General features: G+C 64.9%; 23 protein-coding genes. 10 read left to right on the forward strand and 13 right to left on the reverse strand.

The window, feature by feature from the left end:
* Window positions 1-2: 2 nt before the first annotated feature.
* Together J7548_RS02160 and J7548_RS02165 are read right to left on the reverse strand one after the other, a co-directional pair.
* Window positions 3-782, reverse strand: coding sequence for a transporter substrate-binding domain-containing protein (locus tag J7548_RS02160; protein WP_290971561.1), 780 nt, complete (start codon window positions 780-782; stop codon window positions 3-5).
* A gap of 489 nt (window positions 783-1,271) precedes the next feature.
* On the reverse strand, window positions 1,272-2,048 hold the full coding sequence (locus tag J7548_RS02165) for an SDR family oxidoreductase (RefSeq protein ID WP_290969714.1): 777 nt from the start codon (window positions 2,046-2,048) through the stop codon (window positions 1,272-1,274).
* Window positions 2,049-2,181: 133 nt separating this feature from the next.
* Between J7548_RS02165 and J7548_RS02170 the strand changes: the two genes are divergently transcribed.
* The gene (locus J7548_RS02170) at window positions 2,182-3,099 is read left to right on the forward strand and encodes a LysR family transcriptional regulator (RefSeq protein WP_290969716.1); all 918 of its coding nucleotides are present in this window, start codon (window positions 2,182-2,184) and stop codon (window positions 3,097-3,099) included.
* Window positions 3,100-3,102: 3 nt separating this feature from the next.
* On the opposite strand, the gene J7548_RS02175 is transcribed toward J7548_RS02170, so the two are convergent.
* Window positions 3,103-3,996, reverse strand: a complete 894-nt coding sequence (locus J7548_RS02175; RefSeq protein ID WP_290969719.1) for a PhzF family phenazine biosynthesis protein — start codon at window positions 3,994-3,996, stop codon at window positions 3,103-3,105.
* 413 nt (window positions 3,997-4,409) lie between these two features.
* Here J7548_RS02175 and J7548_RS02180 point away from each other — a divergent pair, with 413 nt between their 5' ends.
* The 5 genes from J7548_RS02180 to J7548_RS02200 all read left to right on the forward strand — a co-directional run bounded on the left by J7548_RS02180 (window position 4,410) and on the right by J7548_RS02200 (window position 11,058).
* Window positions 4,410-7,937, forward strand: coding sequence for an indolepyruvate ferredoxin oxidoreductase family protein (locus J7548_RS02180; RefSeq protein ID WP_290971563.1), 3,528 nt, complete (start codon window positions 4,410-4,412; stop codon window positions 7,935-7,937).
* Between the two features lie 132 nt (window positions 7,938-8,069).
* The gene (locus tag J7548_RS02185) at window positions 8,070-9,230 is read left to right on the forward strand and encodes an acyl-CoA dehydrogenase family protein (protein WP_290969722.1); all 1,161 of its coding nucleotides are present in this window, start codon (window positions 8,070-8,072) and stop codon (window positions 9,228-9,230) included.
* A 14-nt stretch (window positions 9,231-9,244) separates the two neighbouring features.
* Window positions 9,245-10,024, forward strand: a complete 780-nt coding sequence (locus J7548_RS02190; RefSeq protein ID WP_290969725.1) for an enoyl-CoA hydratase — start codon at window positions 9,245-9,247, stop codon at window positions 10,022-10,024.
* A gap of 105 nt (window positions 10,025-10,129) precedes the next feature.
* Complete coding sequence (locus tag J7548_RS02195) at window positions 10,130-10,543, forward strand: GNAT family N-acetyltransferase (RefSeq protein WP_290969729.1); 414 nt, start codon at window positions 10,130-10,132, stop codon at window positions 10,541-10,543.
* A gap of 29 nt (window positions 10,544-10,572) precedes the next feature.
* Window positions 10,573-11,058, forward strand: coding sequence for a GNAT family N-acetyltransferase (locus tag J7548_RS02200; protein ID WP_290969732.1), 486 nt, complete (start codon window positions 10,573-10,575; stop codon window positions 11,056-11,058).
* A 21-nt stretch (window positions 11,059-11,079) separates the two neighbouring features.
* On the opposite strand, the gene J7548_RS02205 is transcribed toward J7548_RS02200, so the two are convergent.
* The 3 genes from J7548_RS02205 to zigA all read right to left on the reverse strand — a co-directional run bounded on the left by J7548_RS02205 (window position 11,080) and on the right by zigA (window position 14,273).
* Complete coding sequence (locus tag J7548_RS02205) at window positions 11,080-12,048, reverse strand: succinylglutamate desuccinylase/aspartoacylase family protein (RefSeq protein ID WP_290969735.1); 969 nt, start codon at window positions 12,046-12,048, stop codon at window positions 11,080-11,082.
* A 93-nt stretch (window positions 12,049-12,141) separates the two neighbouring features.
* Window positions 12,142-13,056, reverse strand: a complete 915-nt coding sequence (gene folE2, locus J7548_RS02210) for a GTP cyclohydrolase FolE2 (protein ID WP_290969738.1) — start codon at window positions 13,054-13,056, stop codon at window positions 12,142-12,144.
* Window positions 13,057-13,058: 2 nt separating this feature from the next.
* Window positions 13,059-14,273 (reverse strand): zinc metallochaperone GTPase ZigA, encoded by a 1,215-nt coding sequence (gene zigA / locus J7548_RS02215; protein ID WP_290969741.1) that lies wholly within the window; start codon window positions 14,271-14,273, stop codon window positions 13,059-13,061.
* A gap of 247 nt (window positions 14,274-14,520) precedes the next feature.
* On the opposite strand from zigA, the gene J7548_RS02220 reads away from it, so the two are divergent.
* Together J7548_RS02220 and J7548_RS02225 are read left to right on the forward strand one after the other, a co-directional pair.
* Complete coding sequence (locus tag J7548_RS02220; RefSeq protein ID WP_290969744.1) at window positions 14,521-14,673, forward strand: hypothetical protein; 153 nt, start codon at window positions 14,521-14,523, stop codon at window positions 14,671-14,673.
* Window positions 14,674-14,828: 155 nt separating this feature from the next.
* Window positions 14,829-16,247: a PepSY-associated TM helix domain-containing protein gene (locus tag J7548_RS02225; protein WP_290969747.1), complete on the forward strand. Its 1,419-nt coding sequence runs from the start codon at window positions 14,829-14,831 to the stop codon at window positions 16,245-16,247.
* Here J7548_RS02225 and J7548_RS02230 read toward each other — a convergent pair.
* The 7 genes from J7548_RS02230 to J7548_RS02260 form a co-directional block, all read right to left on the reverse strand.
* On the reverse strand, window positions 16,189-17,076 hold the full coding sequence (locus tag J7548_RS02230; protein WP_290969750.1) for a metallophosphoesterase: 888 nt from the start codon (window positions 17,074-17,076) through the stop codon (window positions 16,189-16,191). The genes J7548_RS02225 and J7548_RS02230 overlap by 59 nt on opposite strands.
* Window positions 17,076-17,981 carry a diacylglycerol kinase family protein gene (locus J7548_RS02235; protein ID WP_290969753.1) on the reverse strand — a complete coding sequence of 302 codons (906 nt, stop codon included), beginning with the start codon at window positions 17,979-17,981 and terminating at the stop codon, window positions 17,076-17,078. The genes J7548_RS02230 and J7548_RS02235 overlap by 1 nt, the downstream gene beginning before the upstream one ends.
* Window positions 17,982-18,105: 124 nt before the next feature.
* Window positions 18,106-18,870, reverse strand: a complete 765-nt coding sequence (locus J7548_RS02240; RefSeq protein ID WP_290969757.1) for a phosphatase PAP2 family protein — start codon at window positions 18,868-18,870, stop codon at window positions 18,106-18,108.
* Between the two features lie 29 nt (window positions 18,871-18,899).
* Window positions 18,900-19,667, reverse strand: coding sequence for a fumarate/nitrate reduction transcriptional regulator Fnr (fnr, locus tag J7548_RS02245; RefSeq protein WP_290969760.1), 768 nt, complete (start codon window positions 19,665-19,667; stop codon window positions 18,900-18,902).
* A 269-nt stretch (window positions 19,668-19,936) separates the two neighbouring features.
* Window positions 19,937-20,467 carry an isochorismatase family protein gene (locus J7548_RS02250; RefSeq protein ID WP_290969763.1) on the reverse strand — a complete coding sequence of 177 codons (531 nt, stop codon included), beginning with the start codon at window positions 20,465-20,467 and terminating at the stop codon, window positions 19,937-19,939.
* Between the two features lie 79 nt (window positions 20,468-20,546).
* Window positions 20,547-21,872, reverse strand: a complete 1,326-nt coding sequence (locus tag J7548_RS02255) for a HipA domain-containing protein (RefSeq protein WP_290969767.1) — start codon at window positions 21,870-21,872, stop codon at window positions 20,547-20,549.
* Window positions 21,872-22,192 (reverse strand): helix-turn-helix domain-containing protein, encoded by a 321-nt coding sequence (locus J7548_RS02260; RefSeq protein ID WP_290969770.1) that lies wholly within the window; start codon window positions 22,190-22,192, stop codon window positions 21,872-21,874. Before J7548_RS02260 ends, J7548_RS02255 begins: the two co-directional genes overlap by 1 nt.
* A gap of 241 nt (window positions 22,193-22,433) precedes the next feature.
* Between J7548_RS02260 and J7548_RS02265 the strand changes: the two genes are divergently transcribed.
* Both J7548_RS02265 and J7548_RS02270 read left to right on the forward strand, forming a co-directional pair.
* Entirely contained in the window at window positions 22,434-23,702 is a 1,269-nt protein-coding gene (locus J7548_RS02265) for an MFS transporter (protein WP_290969773.1), read from the forward strand.
* A 24-nt stretch (window positions 23,703-23,726) separates the two neighbouring features.
* Window positions 23,727-24,743, forward strand: coding sequence for a GlxA family transcriptional regulator (locus J7548_RS02270; protein WP_290969776.1), 1,017 nt, complete (start codon window positions 23,727-23,729; stop codon window positions 24,741-24,743).
* Window positions 24,744-24,751 lie beyond the last annotated feature (8 nt).

The following is a 24,751-nucleotide window of genomic DNA, read 5'->3' on the forward strand; positions in this document are numbered from 1 at the left end:
TCTCATGGTTTGGCCTGGAATTGAACCATCGAAGCCGCCAGGTCCGGGTTGAAATATTTTTCGAAGATGCGCCGCACCGTGCCGTCGGCCAGCATGCCGTCGACCAGCGCGCGCCACTTGTTCTGCTCGGCCGGCGTCAGCGCCTTCCTGGACATGATCAGCCCGTGCGGCACCGAAGGATCCTCGAAGCCGATGATGGAAGTGGCGTCGCGGATGCGCTTTTCCTGCACCGCGGGGTAATCGAACGGCTCCATGATCATGCCCTGGATGCGGTTGAGCAGCAGGGCTTCATACAAAGGCTCGAGGCCGCCGGCCTGGCTCACGCGGTTGGCGGCGCTGAGCTTGTCGACCAGGCGGTTGGCGTTGCGGCTGTAGCGGAAGCCGCGGATGGCGCCCAACTGGAAATGCCCGTTGCGCGCGAAATCCTGCAGCCGCGAGATGCCGGAATCCTTGCGCACCAGCAGGTAGTACTTGTTGCTGAAGTACCAGGCGAAGGAGGCGAACCGCTCGCGCTCGGGGCTGGAGATGCCCGACAGGCTGAAGTCCAGCGCGCCGGATTCGATCAGTTGCCAGATGCGCGCGCGCGACATCAGGCTGACGTTGACCTTGCAGCCGCTGCGGCGGATCAGTTCGTCGGCGAAATCCTTGTCGATGCCGGTGTCGGTGGCCGCCGAGTACAGCAGGCCGTGGTCGTGCAGCGCCAGTGTAAACGGGCGCGAGCAATCGGGGCCGGAATGGGCCGCGCAAGCCGGGGTGAGGGATGCAAGAAGCGCAATCAGCAGGGACGCTGCGCAGGCAGGCAGGAATGCTGCGCGATTGCGAAAGATATGACTGAAAATACCCGCCCCCTATTCGTGCTCCGTCATTGGGACACATGGGCGCAAGAGCGGGCTGTGCGGCGCGTGCTGCCTGCCATCCTCCATTGGCCTGTGTCTCTTCCCGATCGGCAGCGCAGGCGCGGCCGTATGTCACTGCGTCGAGTCCGGCTCACTATCGGACGGTGTAACCATCCGATGGCTCTACAAGCTACATAAAGTGAGTCGATTTATTGAAAAAATTCTAGTTCAACGCTGAGCGATGTTACCCGAGCACAATGCAATCCGCAACACAATGCGGCGGTCTTTGCACTTGCCCCGGCCATGCTGGCGCAGGGCAGATGCGGCAAGCTCGGCAGTAGCGTGCGCGGAGGCGCGGGGAGACGGAAAAAGAGGGGAAAAAAGAGGGGAAAGCGGCGCCGGGAATGCCGATGGCAAGGCATTCCCGGCGGCGGCTCAGACGAACATGCCGCCCGAGACTTCGATGCGCTGGGCGTTGATCCAGCCGTTTTCCGGGCGCAGCAGCGAGGCCACGGCGGCGCCGATGTCATCCGGACGGCCGACGCGGCCCAGCGCGGTCTGGCCGGCGACGAAGGCGTTGATTTCCGCATTGTCGCGCACCAGGCCGCCGCCGAAATCGGTTTCGATGGCGCCAGGCGCCACCGTGTTGACGGCGATGCCGCGCGCGCCGAATTCCTTGGCCATGTAGCGCGTCATCACTTCGATGCCGCCCTTCATCGCCGCGTAGGCCGCATAGCCGGGCAGGGAGAAGCGCGCCAGGCCGCTGGAGGTGTTGACGATGCGCCCGCCATCGGCGATCAGCGGCAGCAGCGCCTGGGTCAGGAAGAAGGTGCCTTTCAGGTGCACGTTGTACAGCTCGTCGAAGGCCGCTTCGGTGGTTTCGGCGATGGCGGCGTGGACGCCCATGCCGCCGTTGTTGACCAGGTAGGTGAAGCGCTCGGCGTTCCAGGTCGATTTGAGCGCGGCGCGCACGGCGTCGGCGAAGGCCGGGAAGGTGCTGCTCTTGGCCAGGTCCAGTTGCAGGGCTACGGCCTTGGCGCCGGTGGCGGCGATCTCGGCCACGGTCTGTTCGGCGGCGGCGCGGTTGCCGACATAGGTGAGGATCACGCCGACGCCGTCGCGCGCCAGGTGCAGGGCGGTGTTCTTGCCGAGGCCGCGGCTGCCGCCGGTGATCAGGGCGATGCGGGGTGCGGTAGAGTTTGCTTGGTTCATGCTGGGCTCCTGTCGATGGGATGGAAGAGAGATATGCCTGACTACGGAGCCCAGTATATTGAGAAGATTTTTATTAATAAATTTCTTGTTTAATATTAGACTTTTCAATATTTAATAATAATTGGAGAGCGCCTTGAACCAGCTCGACACCCTCCAGATCTTCCAGCGCGTGGCCGAACTGGCCAGTTTCAGCGGCGCCGCGCGCCAGCTCGGCCTGCCCAACGCCACCGTGTCGCTGGCGGTGCAGCAACTGGAGCAGATGCTGGGCACGCGCCTGCTCCAACGCACCACCCGGCGCGTGCAGATGACCGCCGACGGCGAGGCTTTCTACCGGCGCAGCAAGGAATTGCTGGACGATTTCGAATCGTTGCGGGCGATGTTCCGGGCCGGCGGCAAGGCGCTGGCCGGCAAGCTGCGGGTGGACATGTCCAGCGCCATGGCGCGCGAAGTGGTGTTGCCGGAATTGTCGGGATTCCTTGAGCGGCATCCGCAACTGGAGATCGAGCTCTCCGCCAGCGACCGCCGGGTCGACCTCATCGGCGAAGGCTTCGACTGCGTGCTGCGCACCGGCACGCTGGACGATTCGTCGCTGGTGGCGCGCCCGATCGGGCATCTGGTGCAGATCAACTGCGCCAGCCCGGCCTATCTGGAGCGGTATGGCGTGCCGCGCACGCTGGAGGATCTGGCGCACCACAAGCTGGTGCATTACCGTCAAATGCTGGGCGGCCGCTCGCCGGGCTGGGAATGGTTCGACGGCAAGCAGACCCACTACGTGCCGATGGCCGGCAGCCTCACCGTCAACAGCACAGAAACCTACGACGCCGCCTGCCAGGCCGGCCTCGGCATGATCCAGCTGCCGCTGGTGGGGCCGCGCAAGCGCCGCTTGCTGGCGCAGGGGACGCTGGTGGAAGTGCTGCCGCAATACCGTCCGGCGCCGATGCCGGTATCGCTGCTCTACGCCAGCCGCCGCCACGTGCCGGCGCGCGTGGCCGAGTTCATGGACTGGCTGCACGCGCTGATCCTGCCGCTGACGCAAGAAGGGCAGGAGTAAGGTTCAGGCCAGCGCGGTGCGTCCGACCGGATCGATGGTGACGGTGCCGCGGCCGATTTCGATGACGCGGCCGCCGACCTGGATCGCGCCGTTTTCCGATACCGCCAGATGCAGGCGCGAAGGGCGATCGACCGCCGCGCCCTGGTCGATCGCGTAGCGCGCCGGCAGGGCATGGCCGGTCGCCAGCAGCCAGCCGCCCAGGTTGGCGCAGGCCGAACCGGTGCCCGGATCCTCTGCCACGCCGCCGCCTTGCTTGGTGAAGAAATAGCGCGCCAGCACATTGCCCGGTTCCTTGTCGTCGAAGGCGAAGACATAGGCCGTCTTGCGTTCCAGGCTGCTTTGCGGCCAGCGTTCCAGCGCGCCGCTGTCGGGCTGGGCGCGGCGCACCGCATCCGGCGACTTCAACGGCACCAGGAGCTGGTCGGCGCCGGTATCGACCCAGATCGGTTCGCCCGCCAGGTCTTGCTCGGACAGGCCGACCAGTGCCGCGACTTCAGCCGGCGACAGGCCGACGACAGGCGCGGTCTTGGGGCCGCCGGCGCTGGGCGCGGTGAAGGTCCAGACGTCGCCGTCGGCGGTGACCGGCACCACGCCGGCCTTGAATTCCAATGTCAGCGCATTCCCGGTTTGCAGCAATTCGCGCACCACCTGCGCCGTCCCCAGCGTGGGGTGGCCGGCGAACGGCATCTCGTAGCCGGTGGTGAAGATGCGCACGCGCGCATCGGCCACGGCCGAGGGCAGGATGAAGGTGGTTTCCGACAGGTTGAACTGCAGGGCCAGCGCCTGCATCGTGGCGTCGTCGATGCCGCGGGCGTCTTCGAACACGCACAGGGGATTGCCGCCGAAGGTGGATTCGGCGAATACGTTGAGCAGGCGGTAGGCGTAGGTGGCAGGCATGGCGCTCCCTTGGCAATGGAAAAGAAGTCGCCGAGTCTAGCGCCGGCCAGCGCAAAGGGACAGATACAGTTTTTGCATTAGCTATCGTTTTTCCTTATGGCCCTATCCCCAATCGGTATTTCCATGCCGGGACGGCGCGGGGATAGACTTCAGTCACAGCAGTTTTCCAGACGGGGATTGTTGTGATGGCCGCTACCACGGCCGAGGTGTCTGACAGTGATGCGCCGTACCCGGCGCAGTAATGACAGGCGCTATCTGAATCAAAATTTTGGAGACAAGCAATGCATATCCGTTCGGCAGCTGAGCCTGCCGGCATGACGGCGCCAACCGTAGAAGGCGCGCGTGATTCCGGTCTGGCTGCGACCCAAGTGAGCGCTCACTCGCCGGTCCCCGGCACCCCCGCGACAGGCGGCTTGCATACCGCCGTTGCAAACACTTCGGAATCGATCCCGCTGGCGCCCGTCAGCCTGGACGATAAATATACCGCCACCGAAGGCTCGATTTACCTCTCCGGCATCCAGGCTTTAGTGCGCCTGCCGATGCTGCAGCAAATCCGCGACCAACAGGCCGGCCTGCATACCGCCGGCTTCATTTCCGGCTACCGCGGCTCGCCGCTGGGCGGCCTGGACGAGGCGCTATGGAAGGCGCAGCCGCACCTGGCGGCGCACCGCGTCAAGTTCCAGCCCGGCGTCAACGAAGACATGGCCGCCACTGCCGTCTGGGGTACCCAGCAGGTCAAGCTGATCGGCCCGTCCGAATACGACGGCGTATTCGCCATGTGGTACGGCAAGGGACCCGGCGTGGACCGCTGCGGCGATGTGCTGAAACACATGAACCACGCCGGCACTTCCGCCCACGGCGGCGTGCTGCTGGTGGCCGGCGACGACCACGGCGCCTATTCCTCGACGCTGCCGCACCAGTCCGACCATATTTTCTCGGCATCGATGATCCCGATGCTCTATCCCTGCAACGTGCAGGAATACCTCGACCTCGGCCTGCACGGCTGGGCCATGTCGCGCTATTCCGGCTGCGTGGTGGGCTTCAAGGCGCTGGCCGACACGGTCGAGTCGAGCGCCTCGGTGGACGCCAATCCGTTCCGCATCGACATCCAATATCCTGCCGACTTCGTCATGCCCGAAGGTGGGCTCAACGCCCGCCTGTCGACCGACACGCTGGGCGTGCAGGCGCGCAAGCAGGAAGCGCTGATGCAGGACTACAAGATCTACGCGGCGCTGGCCTACGCCCGCGCCAACAAGCTCAACCGCGTGATGATCGACAGCCCCAAGGCGCGGCTGGGCATCATCGCCTCCGGCAAGTCCTATCTCGACGTGCTGGAAGCGCTGTCGGAACTGGGCATCGACGAAGCCTTCGCGGCCGAGATCGGCCTGCGCCTGTTCAAGGTCTCGATGCCCTGGCCGCTAGAACCGGAAGGCGTGCGCGAGTTCGCGCAAGGCCTGGACGAAATCCTGGTGGTGGAAGAAAAGCGCCAGATGGTCGAATACCAGCTGAAGGAACAGCTCTACAACTGGCGCGACGACGTGCGCCCGCGCGTGATCGGCAAGTTCGACGAAAAGGGCGAATGGGTGGCGCCGCGCGGCGAGTGGCTGCTGACTTCCAAGGCCGACTTCTCGGTGGCCCAGATCGCCCGCGTGATCGCCGCGCGCATCGCGCGCTTCCACACCAGCGACCTGATCAAGGCGCGCCTGGCCTTCCTCGACGCCAAGGACGCGGTGCTGTCCAAGGCGGTCAACACGCCGCCGCGTCCGGCGTACTATTGCTCGGGCTGCCCGCACAATACCTCGACCAAGGTGCCCGAAGGCAGCTTCGCGCTGGCCGGCATCGGCTGCCACGTGATGGCCACCGCCATCTATCCCGAATACAACAAGCTGACCACCCACATGGGCGGCGAGGGCGCGCCCTGGATCGGCCAGGCGCCGTTCTCGCAGGTGCCGCACGTGTTCGCCAACCTGGGAGACGGCACCTATTTCCACTCCGGCTACCTGGCGATCCGCGCCGCCGTGGCGGCCAAGGTCAACATGACCTACAAGATCCTCTACAACGACGCGGTGGCGATGACCGGCGGCCAGCCGGTGGACGGCACGGTATCGGTGCCGATGATCGCGCAGCAGATGGCGGCTGAAGGCGTGCAGCGCATCGCGCTGGTGTCTGAAGACATCTCGCGCTACACCGACCGCTCGAACCTGCCGCCGGCGGTCACCGTGCATGATCGCAAGGACATGGACGCCGTGCAGCGCGAATTGCGCGAGCTGCCGGGCGTGACGGTCATCATCTACGACCAGACCTGCGCCGCCGAGAAGCGCCGCCGCCGCAAGAAGGGCGAGTTCCCCGACCCCAACCAGCGCCTGTTCATCAACGAGGCGGTGTGCGAAGGCTGCGGCGACTGCGGCGTGCAGTCCAACTGCACCTCGATCCTGCCGCTGGAGACCGAATTCGGCCGCAAGCGCGCCATCGACCAGTCGTCCTGCAACAAGGACTACTCCTGCGTGAAGGGTTTCTGCCCCAGCTTCGTCACCGTCACCGGCGGCAAGCTGAAGAAATCCAAGGCCGGCGTGAGCCGCCAGGCCGATGACTTCGGCGCACTGCCGCAGCCGGTGCTGCCGTCCTGCGACACGCCGTTCAACATCCTCATCAACGGCATCGGCGGCACCGGCGTGATCACCATCGGCGCGCTGATGGGCATGGCCGCGCACCTGGAAGGCAAGGGCGCTTCAGTGCTGGACATGACCGGCATGTCGCAGAAGAACGGTTCGGTCACTTCGCACGTGCGCATCGCCGCCAAGCGCGACGGCATCCGCGCCCAGCGCATCGCCACCGGCGAGGCCGACCTGATCCTGGGTTGCGACATGCTCACCGCCGGTTCCTTCGACGCCATTTCCAAGATGCGCCCGGGCCGCACGCGCGCGGTGGTGAACGTGCACCAGCAGCCGCCAGGCCAGTTCGCCAAGAACCCGGACTGGCAATTCCCGTTCGAGGAAGTCAAGGCGCTGATCGTCGAATCGGTGGACGGCCAGGCCGACTTCATCGACGCCACCCGCCTGGCCACCGCGTTGATGGGCGACTCCATCGCCACCAACCTGTTCATGCTGGGCTACGCCTGGCAGCGCGGCGAGCTGCCGCTGACTGAAGCATCGCTGCTGCGCGCCATCGAGATGAACGGCGTGGCGGTGGAATCCAACAAGACCGCCTTCCTGTGGGGCCGCCGCGCCGCGGTCGAGCTGGCGAAGGTGGAACGGATCGCGCTGCCGGCGCAGCCGGTGGTGCTGCGCATGCCGGAGACGCTGGACAAGCTGGTCAAGCGCCGCGTCGCCTTCCTGACCGAGTACCAGAACGCCGCCTACGCCGCCCAGTTCGCCGAAGTGGTGGAAGCGGTGCGCGCCGCCGAAGCGCCGCTGGGCGGCACCAGGCTGGCGCTGGCGGTGGCGCGCAACCTGTCCAAGCTGATGGCCTACAAGGACGAATACGAAGTGGCGCGCTTGTACACCGACGGCAAGTTCATGCAGCAACTGGAACAGCAGTTCGAGGGCGATTTCTCGTTGAGCTTCAACCTCGCGCCGCCGATCTTCGCGAAGAAGGATGCCAAGGGCCATCTGGTCAAGGCGCGCTACGGCAGTTGGATGTTCAAGGCATTCAAGCTGCTGGCGAAGATGAAGGGGCTGCGCGGCACGGCGCTGGACATCTTCGGCCGCACCGAAGAGCGGCGCATGGAACGGCAACTGGTCGTCGACTACCGCGACATGGTGTTGGGCCTGCTGCGCAAGCTGGACGCCTCCAACCATGCGCTCGCCATCGAACTGGCGCAGTTGCCGGACCAGGTGCGCGGTTACGGCCATGTCAAGGACAAGGCGGTACAGGCGATGCAGGCGCGCCGGACCGAATTGCTGGCGCAATTCGGCAAGCCGGCACTCGATCGGGCGGCCTGATTCAAAGCCAAGGGCGGCGGCCTCTGCGCAAGCAGGGGCCCGCTGCCGTCAGCCAATGTCGCCCCCGCGACAACTCATCTCCCCAAATTCCATTAATCTAGACCGATATCAAGACCAAAACAGGAGACAAGCATGGACTTCGAACTCAACGAGGATCAACTGGCCTTCCAGCAAAGCGCGCGCGACTTCGCCGCCGGCGAGATGGCGCCGTTCGCCGCCAAGTGGGACGAGGAGGCGCATTTCCCGCTGGACGTGATCGCCAAGGCCGGCGAGCTGGGTTTCTGCGGCCTGTACACGCCGGAAGAGGTCGGCGGGCTGGGCCTGACGCGGCTGGACGCCACCATCGTGTTCGAGGAACTGGCGCACGCCTGTCCCTCCACCGCCGCTTATCTGACCATCCACAACATGGTGAGCTGGATGATCGCCTCCTGGGGCACCGCCGCCATCAAGGCCGAATGGTGCGAAAAGCTGGCCGCCGGCCGCAAGATCGGCTCCTATTGCCTGACCGAACCCGGTTCGGGTTCCGACGCGGCCTCGCTCAAGACCACCGCCAAGCTGGTGGATGGCCATTATGTATTGAACGGTTCCAAGGCCTTCATCTCCGGCGCCGGCTCGACCGACGTGCTGGTGGTGATGGCGCGCACCGGCGGCGAGGGCGCCAAGGGCGTTTCCGCCATCGTGGTGCCGGGCAATGCGGCCGGCATCAGCTACGGCAAGAAGGAAACCAAGATGGGCTGGAACAGCCAGCCGACCCGCACCATCAGCTTCGACAACGTCAAGGTGCCGGCCGACCACCTGCTGGGCAACGAGGGCGAGGGTTTCGTGTTCGCCATGAAGGGCCTGGACGGCGGCCGCATCAACATCGCCACCTGTTCGGTCGGCGCGGCGCAGGCGGCGCTGGACGCGGCGCACGCCTACATGAAGGAGCGCAAGCAGTTCGGCCGTCCGATCGCCGACTTCCAGGCGCTGCAGTTCAAGCTGGCCGACATGCAGACCGAACTGGTCGCGGCGCGCCAGATGGTGCGGCTGGCCGCGGTCAAGCTGGACAACAAGGCGCCCGGCGCCACCACCTACTGCGCGATGGCCAAGCGTTTCGCCACCGACCTGGGCTTCCGCATCTGCAACGAGGCGCTGCAGATCCATGGCGGCTACGGCTACATCCGCGAATACCCGCTGGAACGCTATTTCCGCGACGTGCGCGTGCACCAGATCCTGGAAGGCACCAACGAGATCATGCGCGTGATCGTCTCGCGCCATTTACTCAACGCCGATAACCTCGACGACATCCGATAAGCCGAAAGGACACCATGAGCTACACCAACCTGAAGCTGGAAAAGATCAACCACACCGCGCTGCTGACGCTGTCCAACCCGCCGGCCAATACCTGGACGCGCGAGGCGCTGGTCGATCTGACGCAACTGGTCGCCGACCTCAACGCCGACCGCAACATCTACACGCTGGTGGTGACCGGCGAGGGCGAGAAGTTCTTTTCCGCCGGCGCCGACCTGAAACTGTTCGCCGACGGCGATAAGGCCAGGGCGCGCGAAATGGCGCGCCGCTTCGGCCAGGCGTTCGAAGCGCTGTCCAATTTCCGCGGCGTCTCGATCGCCGCCATCAACGGCTACGCCATGGGCGGCGGTCTGGAATGCGCGCTGGCCTGCGACATCCGCATCGCCGAGGAACAGGCGCAGATGGCCTTGCCGGAAGCGGCGGTGGGCTTGCTGCCCTGCGCCGGCGGCACGCAGAACCTGCCGTGGCTGGTGGGCGAGGGCTGGGCCAAGCGCATGATCCTGTGCGGCGAGCGCGTCAATGCCGAGACCGCCTTGCGCATCGGCCTGGTGGAAGAGGTGGTGGGCAAGGGGCAAGCGAAGGCGCGCGCGCTGGAGCTGGCGCTGCAGGCCGAGAAGCAAAGCCCGTCGTCGGTGGCGGCCAGCAAGACGCTGATCCAGGGCGCGCGCCACAATCCGCTGGGCACCATCCTGCAGACCGAGCGCGAACTGTTCATCGACCTGTTCGACACGCAGGACCAGCAGGAGGGCGTCAACGCTTTCCTGGAGAAGCGCGCGCCGGTGTGGAAGAACGGCTGAGTTTTTCTTGAAAGGCGGCTCATGCATCGCCGGCTCTGCGCCGGCGATTTTTTTGCTCCGCTTTCGGTATGATGCTGGCTTCGGCCCCGACTTTTGCTTGCCGCCATGAACATCGAATACAAGACCGACGTCGCCCTTACCGTGGAGCAGTTCATCGACATCCTCTCGCGCACTTCGCTGGGGCCGCGCCGGCCTTTGGACGACCGCGAATGCATGCAGGCCATGATCGGCAATGCCAGCCTGGTCGCCACCGCCTGGGATGGCGAGCTGCTGGTCGGCGTGGCGCGCTGCGTGACCGACTTTGTCTATGCCTGCTACATGTCGGAATTGGCGGTCGATGAAAACTACCAGCGCCGCGGCATCGGCAAGGAACTGATCCGCCATGCCCGCAACCGGCTCGGTCCGCGTTGCCGCCTGCGCCTGCTGGCTGCGCCCGATGCCGCCGACTACTACGGCCACATCGGTTTCAACCACAGTCCGCGCTGCTGGGAGCTGATGCCCGGCGGCGAACTCAAGTAAATCCTTTCGTTTTTCTTCACCAACAGACCATGATAGAAATTCGTCCCTTTTCTCCTGAACATGCCGAAGGCGTGGTCAACGTCATCCTGCCGATCCAGCAACAGGAGTTCGAGATCCCGATTACGCTGGAAGGCCAGCCCGACCTGAACGACATTCCCGGTTTCTATCAAAAGGGCCAAGGCAATTTCTGGGTAGCGCTGGATGGCGGCAAGGTGGTCGGCACGGTATCGCTGCTCGATATCGGCGACGACCAGGTGGCGTTGCGCAAGATGTTCGTCGCGGCCAGCCATCGCGGGCGCGAGTACGGCACCGCCAAGCGTTTGCTGGACGGCGCCATCGGCTGGGCCAGGGAGCAGGAGGTGAAGCGGATCTATCTCGGTACCACCGACAAGTTCCTGGCGGCGCACCGCTTCTATGAGAAGAACGGCTTCGCGCTGGTCGAAAAAGATGCGCTGCCGCCGTCGTTTCCGGTGATGGCGGTGGATACGCGCTTTTATGCGCTGGATTGCGCCTGAATATACGTGCGGCTATCAGGCTTACAGCCTGCGGTCGCTTTTCACGCCGAAGTAGAACCACTCATTACCCGCCTGCGCCTTGGGATTGGGAAAGACGATGTAGCCGTCGTCCGGCGCCAGCACCGCGGCGCCGCCGTGGCGATGCCCGATAGTCTCCCCTTTGGCGACGCGGTCGAAGCTGGCCCATTCGCGGGTGAAGGCATCGGCCGGATGTTCCATGTCGATCACGTCGACCAGGCGGATGATCTCGATATCCTCCTTTGGCACTTCCAGCGGCACATCCGCCATGCCCAGCAGCGCCAGCGTCTGCAGGATCGCATGGTAGGCAACCTCCGGCGCGCGCGGGTCCTCGTGCTGCCCGCATTCCAGGGTAATGCCGTAGGCCCCCTGGGTGCGGGCGAATTCCGTGGTGCCTACGCCGTAGTTGCGCTCCAGCAGGTCGGGCGCGCCGGCTTTGCCTTCCTTGCGGCGGCGTTCGACGCCGCGCGCGTAAGTCGTCATCCATCCTTCCACGATGCGCGTCGTCCCCAGGTGGGCGGCCATGCGTTGTTCGGCCTGCGCATGCGAGAAGGGTTCGATGTCGCCGGCATTGTTTTCCGGCCCCAGCATGGCGAAAGGCACGCCGCCGGTATGGAAGGAGTGCAGGTCGAGCAGCACGTCGTGCTCGGCGATCCACGGGCACAGCACATTGGCGATGCGGTCTTCGTAGTTGGCCGGCGCGGCATTGACCTGCATGTTGCGGTTGAGGTTGCGCTCGCCCTGGCGCTGTTTTTTCTGGTAAGCGAGGGGATTGGTGACGGGCACCAGCGTCAGCAGGCCGCGCGCGATGGCGAGCGAGCCGCCTTCCAGTTCGCGCAGCAGCCGTTCGATGGCGCGTGTGCCGCAAGTCTCGTTGCCGTGCACCGCGCCCAGCACCAGCAGGCGCGGGCCGGGGGCGAGCGCGGCGAATTGGTGGCGTTGCAAGGTGTTGGGGATACTGCTGGAAGTCATGGGAAATCTGTTGTTCTGGCGTTGGCGTTTAAAGATACTCCAGTTCTGGCAGATGGGCCAGGGCATACCGGTATCGGCATGGGGTGATCGTCATCACCCCATGCGTTTCCAGCCGGGCGTCGCACAAGAGGCGACCGCGTCATGTGGATGCAGGCTTTCATGGTGGCTGACCGCAACCGAGCAGGCGCCGAAATGCTGCTCCAATGCCTGCCGCAGGCGGCGTGCGGCATCTTCCACGTACATCAGGTTGGCGCCGTTGAGTTGGGCGAACGCCTGTTCATCGGCGCGCTTGACGGCGGTTTGCACCGGTGTGGCCAAGGCCATTTCGGCGCAGTCGATCATGGCCAGGAGCGGAAGCGTATCGGCGGCGGGGGAGAGCCTGATGCGTATCTCGGCTTCGCTGCGCTGGCTATGCGGCGTCGCCAGGCTGGCATGGCTGGAAATCCAGTCGAGCGCATCGCCGCGGGCGATGCCGGGGGCGTCGCCGAAGTGTTCGGCAAATGCATCGCGCACGGCTTGCCGCGACAGGGCGGCGGAACAAGGGCAGGTGGAGGAGTACTGGATGCGGATCGCCAGTTCTACCTGCGTGATGCCATCGCGGTGCATGGCCTGCACGTTGACCGGATAGCTCTTCCAGCCCGCCAGGCCAGGCGTGCGCAGTGCCGGCCGTTGCTGCAGCAAGCCGAACTCCAGCCCGATGCGCGCGGCGCGTGATCCGCAATCGGCATGGCTTTCCATCATTTCGCGCAACAGCCGTTGCAGCGAACCCGGCGACAGTTTCCCATGTTGGGCGAATGCGCCCAGCAGGCGATACAGGCGCGACATATGGATGCCCTTGGCATGCGGATCGGGCAGGTCTACGGCAAGTTCCGCGGTGGCCGCCACCGGCGCGGCTTCCGGACCGCCAAGCACCAGGGGAATGGCGATGCCGCGCATGCCTACCCAATCCAGCGCCAGGGCAATGTCGGACGCCTCGTGGCGCGCCACATCGGGCAGTGCGGACGTCACCGTCAGCCCCATAACGGAAAAGGATCTTCCATGCGCGCCCAGCCGGCCGGGCCTTGGGCCATTTCGGCGTCGTCCAGCAGGCAGGCGTCCAGCTTGTCGCGCAGCATGGGCTGGTCCAGGTCCATGCCGATGAGGACCAGTTCCTGGCGGGCATCGCCGACGTTCTCATCCCATTGCTCCATGATGAAATCGATCGATTCCTGATCTTGCGGCCATTGTTCGCGCGCTACCGCGGCCCACCATTTTCCTGCCAGCCCGTGGCGACATATGCCGCCCGCCTGTGACCAGGAGCCGGCCTGCGTCGGCCGGCTGGCAAGCCAGAAGAAGCCCTTGGAGCGCACCACGCCCGGCCATTCGGTGTTGATCAGGTCGAAGAAGCGCCGCGGGTGAAAAGGGCGGCGCGCCCTATAGGCGAAACTGGAGATGCCGTATTGCTCGGACTCCGGCACATGTTCGCCGCGCAGTTCCCGCAGCCAGCCGGGGGCTTGCTGGGCCTGCTCGAAGTCGAACAGGCCGGTTCGAAGGACCTTGTCCAGCGCAACGCGGCCGAAGGCCGACGTTTCGATGCGGGCGCGCGGATTGAGGCCGCGCAGGATGGCGGTGAGGCGTTCCAGTTCCTGCGGGGAGACCAGGTCCAGCTTGTTGAGCACCAGCACGTCGCAGAACTCGATCTGTTCGATGAGAAGGTCGACCACGGTGCGGCCATCTTCCTCTCCCATCGATTCTCCGCGCTCTTGCAGGCTGTCTTGCGAGCTGTAGTCCTTGAGGAAATTGTAGGCATCGACCACCGTGACCATGGTATCCAGCCGTGCCACGTCGGACAGGCTGGCGCCGTCTTCGCCGGTGAATGTGAAGGTTTCGGCAACCGGCAAGGGTTCGGAAATGCCGGTCGACTCGATGACCAATTGGTCGAAGCGCCGCTCGCGCGCCAGCTTGCGCACTTCCTGCAGCAAATCTTCACGTAGCGTGCAGCAGATGCAGCCATTGCTCATTTCGACCAGCTTTTCATCGGTGCGCGACAGTTCCGCGCCGCCGTTCCTCACCAGTGCCGCATCTATATTGATTTCCGACATGTCGTTGACGATGACGGCGACGCGGCGTCCTTCACGGTTATTGAGGATGTGGTTGAGCAGGGTGGTTTTTCCGGCCCCGAGGAAACCGGAAAGGACTGTGACGGGAAGCTTGCCATCGGCGAGCTGTGGGGCGGTTGTTGGCATGGGAAAAGACCGTTGGCAATGGGGATGGGATGCTGATGTAAATGCAACTTAGTTGCGAAATATCTCATATTTGCAACTAAGTTGCAAATTGTGCGGCTTTGCCATTGGGAAGCCTTGTCCCGTGGGTAACGCGGGTTCGTGCTAGCATTGCGCCTCGCAATCAGGAGGCGTTTTCATGTCCAATCTCTTTCCCTACAAGGGGAATTCAGTCATTCCACAAGTTCAACAAACGGACAATGGAAAATTCATGGCCTGCTTCGTGATCCACGAAGGCAAGGATGGCAGCGGCAAGCTGCGCTACCAGCGCAAGTCGCCCACCAACGAGTTCGATACCGAAGATGAGGCGGTCGCCTACATCCTGGACTTCTCGGGCGACTGGATCGACCAGAATCCCCTGTAAGCCGGCCCGCACAGCGGGAGTCAAAAAGAGCCGCTCGCTGCGGCTCTTTTTATTGGTGCGGCAAATTGCCACATTCGCAGCGCCTAGCGCGCCGCCTACAATACGCGGCTTGTCCAAGCCATCGCCAGCGCTCTTTCTGCGCGGGCCTTTCCTCCATGACCACCACCTACCAGCCGGCCGCTGCCGCGGCCGTCCAGCGCAAGGGCGCCTCGGCGTTGACGGCCTTGCTGTTGCGACTGCATTTCTATATCGGCCTGTTCGTCGGCCCCTTCATCCTGGTGGCGGCCGTCACCGGCACCTTGTTCGTGCTGACGCCGCAGATCGAAGCGCGCGTATATGCCCAACAGCTGTACAACCAATCGCACGGTGAGATACAGCCGCTGGCGGCGCAGGTCAAGGCGGCGCAAGCCTATATGGATGGCTTGGATCACCAGGGCGAACGCCCGCGCCTGTTCGCCGTGCGTCCATCCAAGGCGGAAGGCTGGAATACCCGCGTCATGTTCAGCCAGGAAGGACTGGGCGACCAGAGCCGCGCCGTGTTCGTCGACCCGGTCAGCCTCCAGGTGCATGGAGAACTGCTGGTCTACGGCACCAGCGGCACGCTGCCGTTTCGCACTGCGCTGGATTACCTGCACCGCAACCTGATGCTGGGCGACCTCGGCCGCAACTACAGCGAACTGGCCGCTTCCTGGCTGTGGCTGGGCGCGCTGGGCGGCGTCTGGCTGTGGTGGAATGCGCGCCGCCGGGCGTGGCCGGAAGTGCGCAGGCCGATGAACGCGCGCCGCCTGCATGCGCTGCTGGGCATCTGGATCGTGGTCGGGCTGGTGTTCTTCTCGGCTACCGGGCTGACCTGGTCGAAGTGGGCCGGCGCCCGCGTCAACATGCTGCGCGCCGAACTGGGCTGGATCACGCCTTCGGCCTCGATGCAGTTGCCGCAGGCGAAGGCGGTGGACGGCATGGCTGGCATGGACATGGGCGAGCACGCCGGGCACATGGGGCATCAGCACCACGGCGGCATGGCGATGCCCGTGCCAGCAGTCGGCGATCCGGCCCGCTTCGACCTGGTGCAATCGATCGCGCGCGCCGGCGGCATCGATGCATCCGAGATCGAAATCCGTCCGCCGCGCGCCGGGAACCAGGCCTGGATGGTGCGCGAGACCGACCGCTCGTGGCCGACCCAGGTCGATACGGTGGCGGTCGATCCGGATCGCATGGCCATCACCAGCCGCGCCGATTTCGCCACCTTCCCGCTGGTCGCCAAGCTGATCCGCTGGGGTGTGGATGCGCACATGGGCATCCTGTTCGGCGTGGCCAACCAGATTGTGATGGCGGCCTTCGGCATCGCGCTGACGGCGATGATCGTGCTGGGCTATGTCATGTGGTGGCGCCGCCGTCCGGCTGCCGGCTCCGGTTTGGCGCCGCTGTCGGAAGCCTTCATGCGGCTGCCGCCGGCGCAGCGCGCCACGGTTGCCGTGCTGGCCATCCTGCTGGGCTGGAACCTGCCGCTGATGGGCGTTAGCCTGCTGCTGTTCCTGCTGGTGGATGTGATCCGCTGGCGGCTGGCCCGGCGCTGAGGCCGGCATCCGGCTCCTGCTCCTGTTCGAACCACTCGCTGCCGCGTTGCACGAAAGTCTGCGACGCGGCCAGCGCGAAGGACTTCTCCCCGGGCTCCCAGCCCAGCCTGTGCACCGCGATCTGGTGCGCCTCCACCTGCAAGACATTGAACGAATTGGTTTCGCCGCGCCCGCGGGTGGAAGTGGCCGTGCCGGCCTGCACCACCAGCGCCGAATAGCCGGGGATGTCGTAGTTTTCGGCGCTGCTGGCCGCCGAGCTGGTATGCACATGGCCTGCCAGCAGCAAGTCGGCGCCGCATAGCGCGAAGGCGCGCATGGCGGGCACGGCCTTGCCGACCAGGCCGTGGTAGCGCGGTCCGGTCGGCAGGTCGAAGGGATGGTGGGTGACGATGATCTTGACCATATGGTCGCCGGCGGCGGCCAGCTGGCGGCGCGTCAATTCGATCTGGCGGTCGTTCACGCGCCCGTCCTTGATGGTCAGCGAGCGCGCGGTGTTGATGCCGACCACGATCATCTCGTCGTCCAGGTAGACCGGGTGCAGGTCTTCGCCGATGTAGCGGCGGTACTTGCGCAGCGGCTGCAGCAGGCGCGCGGCGAGGTTGAACAGCGGCACGTCATGGTTGCCCGGCACCACCAGTTGCGGCTGCGGCAGGGCATCCAGGAAGCGGCGCGCCTGCTTGAACTGGCTGCTGCGCGCGCGCTGGGTCAGGTCGCCGGACACTACCACCAGGTCGGGCTTGAGTTCGTGTATCTGCGCGACCAGCGGTTCGATGATGTCGGCGTCGATACGGCCGAAGTGCAGGTCGGAGAGATGGATGACGGTGCGCATCAGCCGTCCTCCCCGGGTTCCGGCACGATCACTTCCAGCGAGGCCGGGCGGATGCGGTACCGCAGCGGCGTCTGCATGACGGTGACTTCGCCGTCGGTGGCGACCAGCAGGCGTTTCTTGTGGGTTTCGATCAGGATTTCAGCGGCCGTGAGCGCATCGAAGTCGTGCGCTTCGCGCAGCCGTCCGAACAGGGCGTTGATGGCCAGGCGCAGCAGGCCGAGGCGGCCGGTATGGTGGCAGACGTAGAGGCTGAGCCTGCCGCCTGTGAGCGAAGAGCGCTTGCCGATGTCGAGGCCGCGCATCAGGTATTCGTTGTTGCCGATGAATACCAGGGGCGTGCGGCGCTGGTGGTCCTGGCCGCCGACATGCAGCCGCACGCGCAGGAAGGGGTAGCGCCGCAGCGCCCCCAGCGCCGCCCAACAGAAGGCCAGCCACTTGCCTCGACCCAGGCGGGCCTGTTGCTTCTCGCGCTCGCGCACGATGTCGGGATACAGGCCGAGGCTGGAATTGTTGATGAAGGGCACGCCGTTGACTTCGCCGCTGTCGACGCGGATGCGCCGGCCATGGGCGATATTGGCGACGGCCGCTTCCAGCGCCAGCGGGATGTTCAGGTCCCTGGCGAAATGGTTGAGCGTGCCCAGCGGCAGCACGCCCAGGGCGCTGCGGCAACCGGCATGGGCGAGCAGCGCGGAGGCGGCCGCGTTGACGCTGCCGTCTCCGCCGCCCACGGCGACGATCCCGACCTGATCCTGCACGGCCTGGCGGATGGCGGCCAGCATCTCTTCGCCGCCGGCGGCCAGGAGGACGCTGGCGCGCAGGCCATGCCCCGAGAATTGCGCGGCGATGCGCCCGGCCAGTTCCTGCGCATGGCCGTTTCCGGCCCTGGCGTTGATGACGGCCACCACATCGGGGCGGCCTTGGCCGGGGTCCTGTCGTTGGCTTGCCGGAAATGCATCCGGCGCGGTTTGTTCTGGGAGCGGGTGTGTCGTCATAAGCGGCGTTGCAGATGGCGCAGACATCGGCCGGAAGTCAGTTGGAGCGGGCTTGCGCCCGATAGTGCCGGAACACCGTGAAAATCGCCGTGGTGCACAAGGCGAACCAGGCGGCGCCCAGCAGCATCGCGCCCAGCACGTCGCTCAGGAAATGGACGCCGAGATAGACCCGGCTCAAGGCCGTCAGCGCCACCAGCAGCAAGGCGGCGCCGATGACGGCGGCTTGCGTGCCGCGCCGGCCCGCGCGCAGCCACGCGCCGATGCGCCGGGACAGGGCCGGCTGGCTGAGCAGGTAGGCCGCCAGCACCGCGTACAGCAAGGTCGCGCCGATCGTATGGCCGCTGGGGAAACTGTAGCTGTGCAGCACCAGGATAGGATTGTCGAGATGCGGCCGCGGCCGCATGAAGACATGCTTCAGGCCGAAGTTGAGCAGCATGCCGCCCGGCACCACCAGCCACAGCTCGGCCACCCAGTACCACTGCCGCTCGCGCGCCATGCGCCATAGCAGCAGCGCGCCCATCGCCAGTACGCCGATGGTGCCGTGCAGGTGGGTGTAGCCGAGCATCAGTTCGGTCAAGGGAGAGAAGGCGTGGCGGTTGAACCAGGCCGCCAGTTCCAGGTCGAGCCGCACCAGCGCGCCGTCGGCGGCTATCCCGGCGGCCACCAGGGCGAACAGCAGGGTGGCGACGACGGTGGCCAGCACGCCGGCGGTCAGCGGCAGGCCGGGGCCATGGCCGCGCTCGAAACGGGCCGGGAGGAATCCCCGATGGGGGGAGGATGAGTTGCGTTGCCGGTTTGCCATCCGGCCATTCTAGCGCGCCGCGGGAGCGGTCAGGCGCAAGGGTCGCTGCCCAGCGCAATGGAGCGCAGCGCCGGCAGGTCGAGCAATTCGAGCTCGCGGTGGTTGACGTCGATGACGCCGGTTTTCTTGAAACCGGACAGCAGGCGGCTCACGCTTTCCACCGCCAGGCCGAGATAGTTGCCGATTTCCTCGCGCGTCATGCGCAACTGGAAACGGGTAGAAGAGTAGCCGCGGCTCATGTAGCGCGACGACAGGTTGACCAGGAAGGCGGCCATCTTCTGCTGCGCGGTCATGCTGCCCAGGGTCAGCATCACGCGTTGCTCGCGCGAGATTTCCAGGCTCATCATGCGGTGGAACTGGCGCAGCAGCATCGGCATGTCGCGGAACAGGTCTTCCAGGTTGGAGAAGGGGATCTCGCAGACCTCGCTGTCTTCCAGCGCCACCGCTTCGCACAGGTGGTGGCCGGCGCCGATGGCGTCCATGCCGAGCAATTCCCCTGCCATCTGGAAACCGGTGATCTGCTGGCCGCCGTTGAGATTGTGCTGGAACGTCTTGAAGTGGCCCAGCCGGATCGCATACAGCATGTCGAACTTGTCGTTGACGCGGTACAGGGTCTCGTCGCGCCTGACCTTGCGGCGGCGGCTGATCACTTGTTCCAGCCGCTGCATGTCGCCCTGGTCCAGGCCCATCGGCAGGCACAGCTGGTGCATGCCGCAGGCGGAGCAACTGGCGCGCAGCGCCTGCACGGTGGCGCCGGGTGCGGAGCGGGGCAAGGCGGAGGGCGATAAGCTGGACATAAGTGTTTCAGATTCCTTCTTGGTGGTTGCTGCGCAGTCGGGATTGCTGCGCTGCAACTGGATATGACATGCCTGCCGGTGCACGAGTGTTCAGGCAAACATCATCATACGGCGCGGTAAAAGCATTCAAATCGATGGATAGCGATGCATCTTGGCCCCTGTATTGGCCCTTGTATCACAGTTGCGGTGCCGGGACGCCTTTCGGATGTACGGTTCAGAAATTTTCATCTGTTATTTTCATCTGTTGCATCCGTGCTTGCCGCTATTGCTTATTTGATGAGCTTCAGTATGTCCCGGAATGCCGGGTGCGCGGCATCGCGCATCCATTCGTAAGCCACCATCTCCACCGTCACCGGCACCGCGCCGGCCTGTCGCAGCCGCTCGAAGGCGGCCTCGCGGTCGGCGGGCTTGCGTGATCCGCAGGCGTCCAGCAACGGCAGGACCTGGTAGCCGCGTTCCAGCAGTGAGAGCGCGGTCTGCAGCATGCAGATATGCGCCTCGCAGCCGGCGATGACGATCTGGCGCGCCGAAGCCGGCAGGGCCGGCAGCAGGCCTTCGGCGCAGGCGTCGAAGTGGCTCTTGGCCAGTGTCCGGCCGCACAGGCCACGCACGTCGGGGTGGTTGGGGCCGAGCTTGTCGGGAAGCTGTTCGGTGCCGATCACCGGTACGCCGAGCAGGCCGGCGATGGTGGCCATGCGCACGGCTTGCGCCAGGATGGCCTGGTTGTCGTCGATCACCGGCAGCAGTTTTTGCTGCAGGTCGACGATCAGCAGTACGGATTGGCTTGCATCGATCAGCATGGCATGGCCTTCATCAAATCAGGTGGCGATGTGCCCATGTTACGGCAGCTTTCTTACCGCAGGCTTATCGGGCGGACAGTCATTGCGCGGCGGCATTGGCGGCGCCGAGCAGGAAGCGTTCGCTTTCGCCGCGCATGCCGCGCGCAATGCGTTCCCAGGTGCGGGCCGGGAAATCCGCCGGCAGTTCCGCCTGCACTTGGTCAAGCGCCGCACCGGTGCGCTGCGCCAGCGCCAGCATGGCCTTCCAGGTGGCGCCGCCGCCATGCCTCATGGCAAGTTGGCGCCAATGGCGCGCCTCTATCGTATGGAAATGGCGATGCGGGTTCTTGGCGCGGATCGTCATGGCCGGGCCGGCCTGGCGGGCCCGGAACTGGTTGGCGCCATGGCCGAAGTAAGGCCACATGGAAATGACGTCGTAGAGCGGCGTCATTTCATAGCGGCCTCCGGTGTGCAGGTGCAGCGAGAAGTTCTTGGCATGGCCGTCGGTCGCGGCCAGCAGGAAGAACGCCAGTTGGGCCAGCAGGAAATACGCCTTGTCGCCGGCATCGCTGCTGCCGTTGAGCAGGGCCAGGCATTGTTCCAGCCCGGGGCCGCCATGGCTCTCATATTTCAGCGCCGGGGCAACTCCCAGCGCCTGGCAGAAATCCTCTTGGGGCAGGCGCGCAATCCAGCTGCCGCCATCCATCCAGGCGCGGTCGAAACGTTCCACCGCCAGCACCGTATGCTCGCCGAAGCGTTCCACCGATGCCGGCGCCGCCGGCAAGCCAAGTGCGGCGAGGATACGGGAGCACAGCCATTCGTTATGCACCGAATCCCCTGCGTCGACACGCCGCATGGCGCCGCCGATCAGGCCCAGCGGCAGCTTGATGATGTGGGTCGTCGGCGTGGCGCCGAGGGGCCGGGACCATCTTCCCTGATGCAGCGTCAGCGCGGTTTTCTCCTGGGCGCCGGCGATCGAGATGCGCAGAAGCTCATCGTCCTGCAGGGAAGAGGCGGCTTCCGACGGCACCGCATACAGCAGGCTTGAGATCTCATCCTCATCCAGGGGCTGGCAATGGATGCGTTGCCAATCCCTGGGCTCCTGGCCTTCGGGCAGCAGTTGTACCGCGCCCACGCAATCGCGTCCCAGCGCTTCCAGCAGGTCGAACACTTCGGTGGACGCCAGCCGGTAGCGGCGCAGTAGCCGGTCCCGGATGTGCTGGTTGTCCGGCAGGAGGTTGTCGAAGTAATTCCTGACGGCGTCGCCCCGCACTTCGCGCGAGGCGGTGAGCGGCATCGACAGGGACAGCGGGCGGAAATGGGGAGAGGCCGGCCAGCTGTCGGCATAGCGAAAACTGTGCACTTGGCGGTCGATGCTCCAGGTGCCGACCAATTGGCCGTTCATCCAGGCGTTGAGGGACTTCATTACCACGAGCCCTGTTTCTTCGTCGCAGGCTTGCCGTTGTCGTATGGCGCATCGGCTTGTTGGGCTACTTGGGAAATGGGGGATGGCGGCGAGCCAGCGCCCTCCATGTGCAGCCGCAACGAGGCGCCCAGGGTCGACAGCACGTGCTGCAACTGGTCGAAACTGACCACGCCCGGATTGGCCTCGATTTCGGCGATGCGCGCCTGGCTCACGCCGGTTCTTTCGCCCAACTGCGCCTGGGTCAGGCCATGTTGCTTGCGCAGGGCGCGCAAGTGTTCGCGCAATTGCGTGGAGATGCTGATGATGAAGTCTTCTGCCATGGGCGCTCCGGAACAGGAAATGGCGCGTTGAATCGATACAGGGTTTAACTTGTATTTTCAATATAAAGGATAAAGCCGATAATTTCAAATTATCGGTTTTGACTTGTAAATTCAATATATCGGTTTAATCTTGTATTTTGAGGGTAAATGGTCTTGGCAGAAATTGAATGGTTTGTGTCATTGACGCCAAATTGGCTCAAATTGACAATTTTTCCTTCGACAACACACCGGAGCGAAAACCATGACAACCCCACCGGCCAGCCATTCCGGGCCGCAAACCGTCCCATTGCAAGCCGCCCGGGCTGATGCCGGTCGATACAACGCCGCAGTACTGGCCCTGTGCCAGGGATTGTTCACCTGCGCCATTTCCATCGACTTGACGCTCACCGCGCTGACAGGCTGGCAACTGGCGCCCGACAAATCGCTGGCGACCTTGCCGTTCGCCCTGATCACCGTCGCCGGGGCATTCGTTACCTGGTTTGCCGCTTTCCTGATCCAGCGCCTGGGCCGGCGCTGGTCGTTCGCGCTGGGCGCCGCCAGTTGCTGCGTGGGTGGGCTGGTGTCGGTATGGTCGGTATGGCATGGCGACTTCTGGACTTTTTGCGCCGGCACCGCGCTGGTCGGCGTATTCCAGGCCTTCGCCCAGTATTACCGGCTGGCTGCGGCCGATGCCGTTGCCGATGAATTCAAGGGCCGTGCCGTTTCCACGGTGCTGGCTGGCGGCGTGATCGCGGCCATTGCCGGCCCCGCATTGGCCGCATGGAGCAAGGATCTGTTCCCGGCCGTTTTATTCGCCGGCGCCTATCTGGTGGTGGCGGTGATGGGGGCGTTGTCGGTGCTGGTGCTGCTGCTGTTGTACCGGGACACGGCGCCTTCCCCGGGGACGGTCGCGGCGGATGCCTTCGCCTTGGCGCCGGCCCGTCCGTTGCGGCGGATCGCGAGCACGCCGGTATTTGTCGCATCGGTAGCCAACAATGTGGCGGGTTCCATGGTGATGATGTTCATCATGACGGCGGCGCCGTTGGCGGCGGTCGCTTGCCAGCATCGCATCGACGATGGCGCCGCGATCATCCAGTGGCATCTGGTGGGCATGTATGCGCCATCTTTCTTCACCGGCAAGCTGATCAAGCGTTTCGGCCTGGGGCCGGTGCTGATGGCCGGGATGGCGTTGAACCTGGCCTGCGCCGTTACCGCCATCGCTTCGACCAGCCTGCCGGCTTTCTATGCGGCCTTGCTGTTTCTGGGGATAGGCTGGAATTTCATGTTCGTCGGCGGCACCACGTTGCTGGCGCGCTCCTATACGCCATCCGAACAAGCCAAGACCCAGGGCTTCTCCGAGTTGTTGCGCTATGCCGCGACGGCCCTGGCCACGCTGGGCGCCGGCCCCTTGCTGGCGCGCTTCGGCTGGCAGACGCTCAATGCGGCGATCTTGCCGGTCCTGCTGTTGAGCGCGCTGGCCACTGTGCATTGGATGCTGAAACAGCGGGCCGGGCAGCCGGCCTTGAATTGATGGGCATGGGATAAGATCGGCAATATGAATCAGACTTTATCCCCATCGCGAAACCCATCCTCCCGCGCCAAACGCGTGGTGGTGCTGGCCTACGAAGGCATGAACCTGATCGACCTGTCCGGCCCGTTGCAGGTGTTCGCCACCACGAACCGGCTGATCGGCGAAGGGGGCTTGTATCGCCTGCATGTGGTGTCCGCCAGCGGCGGCAGCATCGTGACAGGCCCCGGTTTGCCGGTCGCTACCCAATCGCTGGCGGAGCTGGATGCCGAGCTGGAGTCCGATCCCGGCATCCACACGTTGATTTCCCCCGGCGGCTGTCTTGGCGAGACCTTCGTCATCGATACGGCGCTGGTGCAATGGATACGCCGCCGGGCGCCGCAGGTGCAGCGGGTGTGCTCCGTCTGTACCGGCGCTTTTCATCTGGCCGCGGCCGGCGTTCTGGACGGCTTGCGCGTGACCACGCATTGGGAATGGGCCGCCGAATTGCAGCGGCAATATCCCCGGCTGCAGGTGGATCCGGAGCCCATCTTCATCCGGCAAGGAAATATCTGGACGTCGGCCGGCGTGACTTCCGGCATCGACCTGGCATTGGCCCTGGTGGAGCAGGATTGCGGGCACAAGCAGGCCATTGCCACGGCGCGCCAGTTGGTGATGTTCATCAAGCGTCCCGGCGGACAGTCCCAGTTCAGTGCACCGCTGGCCTCGCAATCGGCCGGAGCGGGGCGCTTCGCCGAGCTGCATGCCTGGATCGCCGCGCACCTGGGCGAGGATCTGCGGGTGGAAAATCTCGCAAGTTATGTCCACATGAGCCCGCGCACCTTTGCCCGCACCTATGCGGCAGAACTCGGACGCACGCCGGCGCGCACGGTGGAGCTGATGCGCCTGGAAGCGGCGCGGCGGGCGCTGGAAGAAACCTCGCTGCCGCTCAAGCGGATCGCCATCGATTCCGGCTATGGGGAAGAACAGAACCTGCGCCGCGTGTTTCAACGCCAGTTGGGCGTGAGCCCGGGGCAGTATCGCGAACGGTTTTCGGCGCATTGAGCGCCGCC

It is taken from the genome of Herbaspirillum sp. (assembly GCF_017744395.1).
Taxonomy (GTDB): Bacteria; Pseudomonadota; Gammaproteobacteria; order Burkholderiales; family Burkholderiaceae_D; genus Herbaspirillum.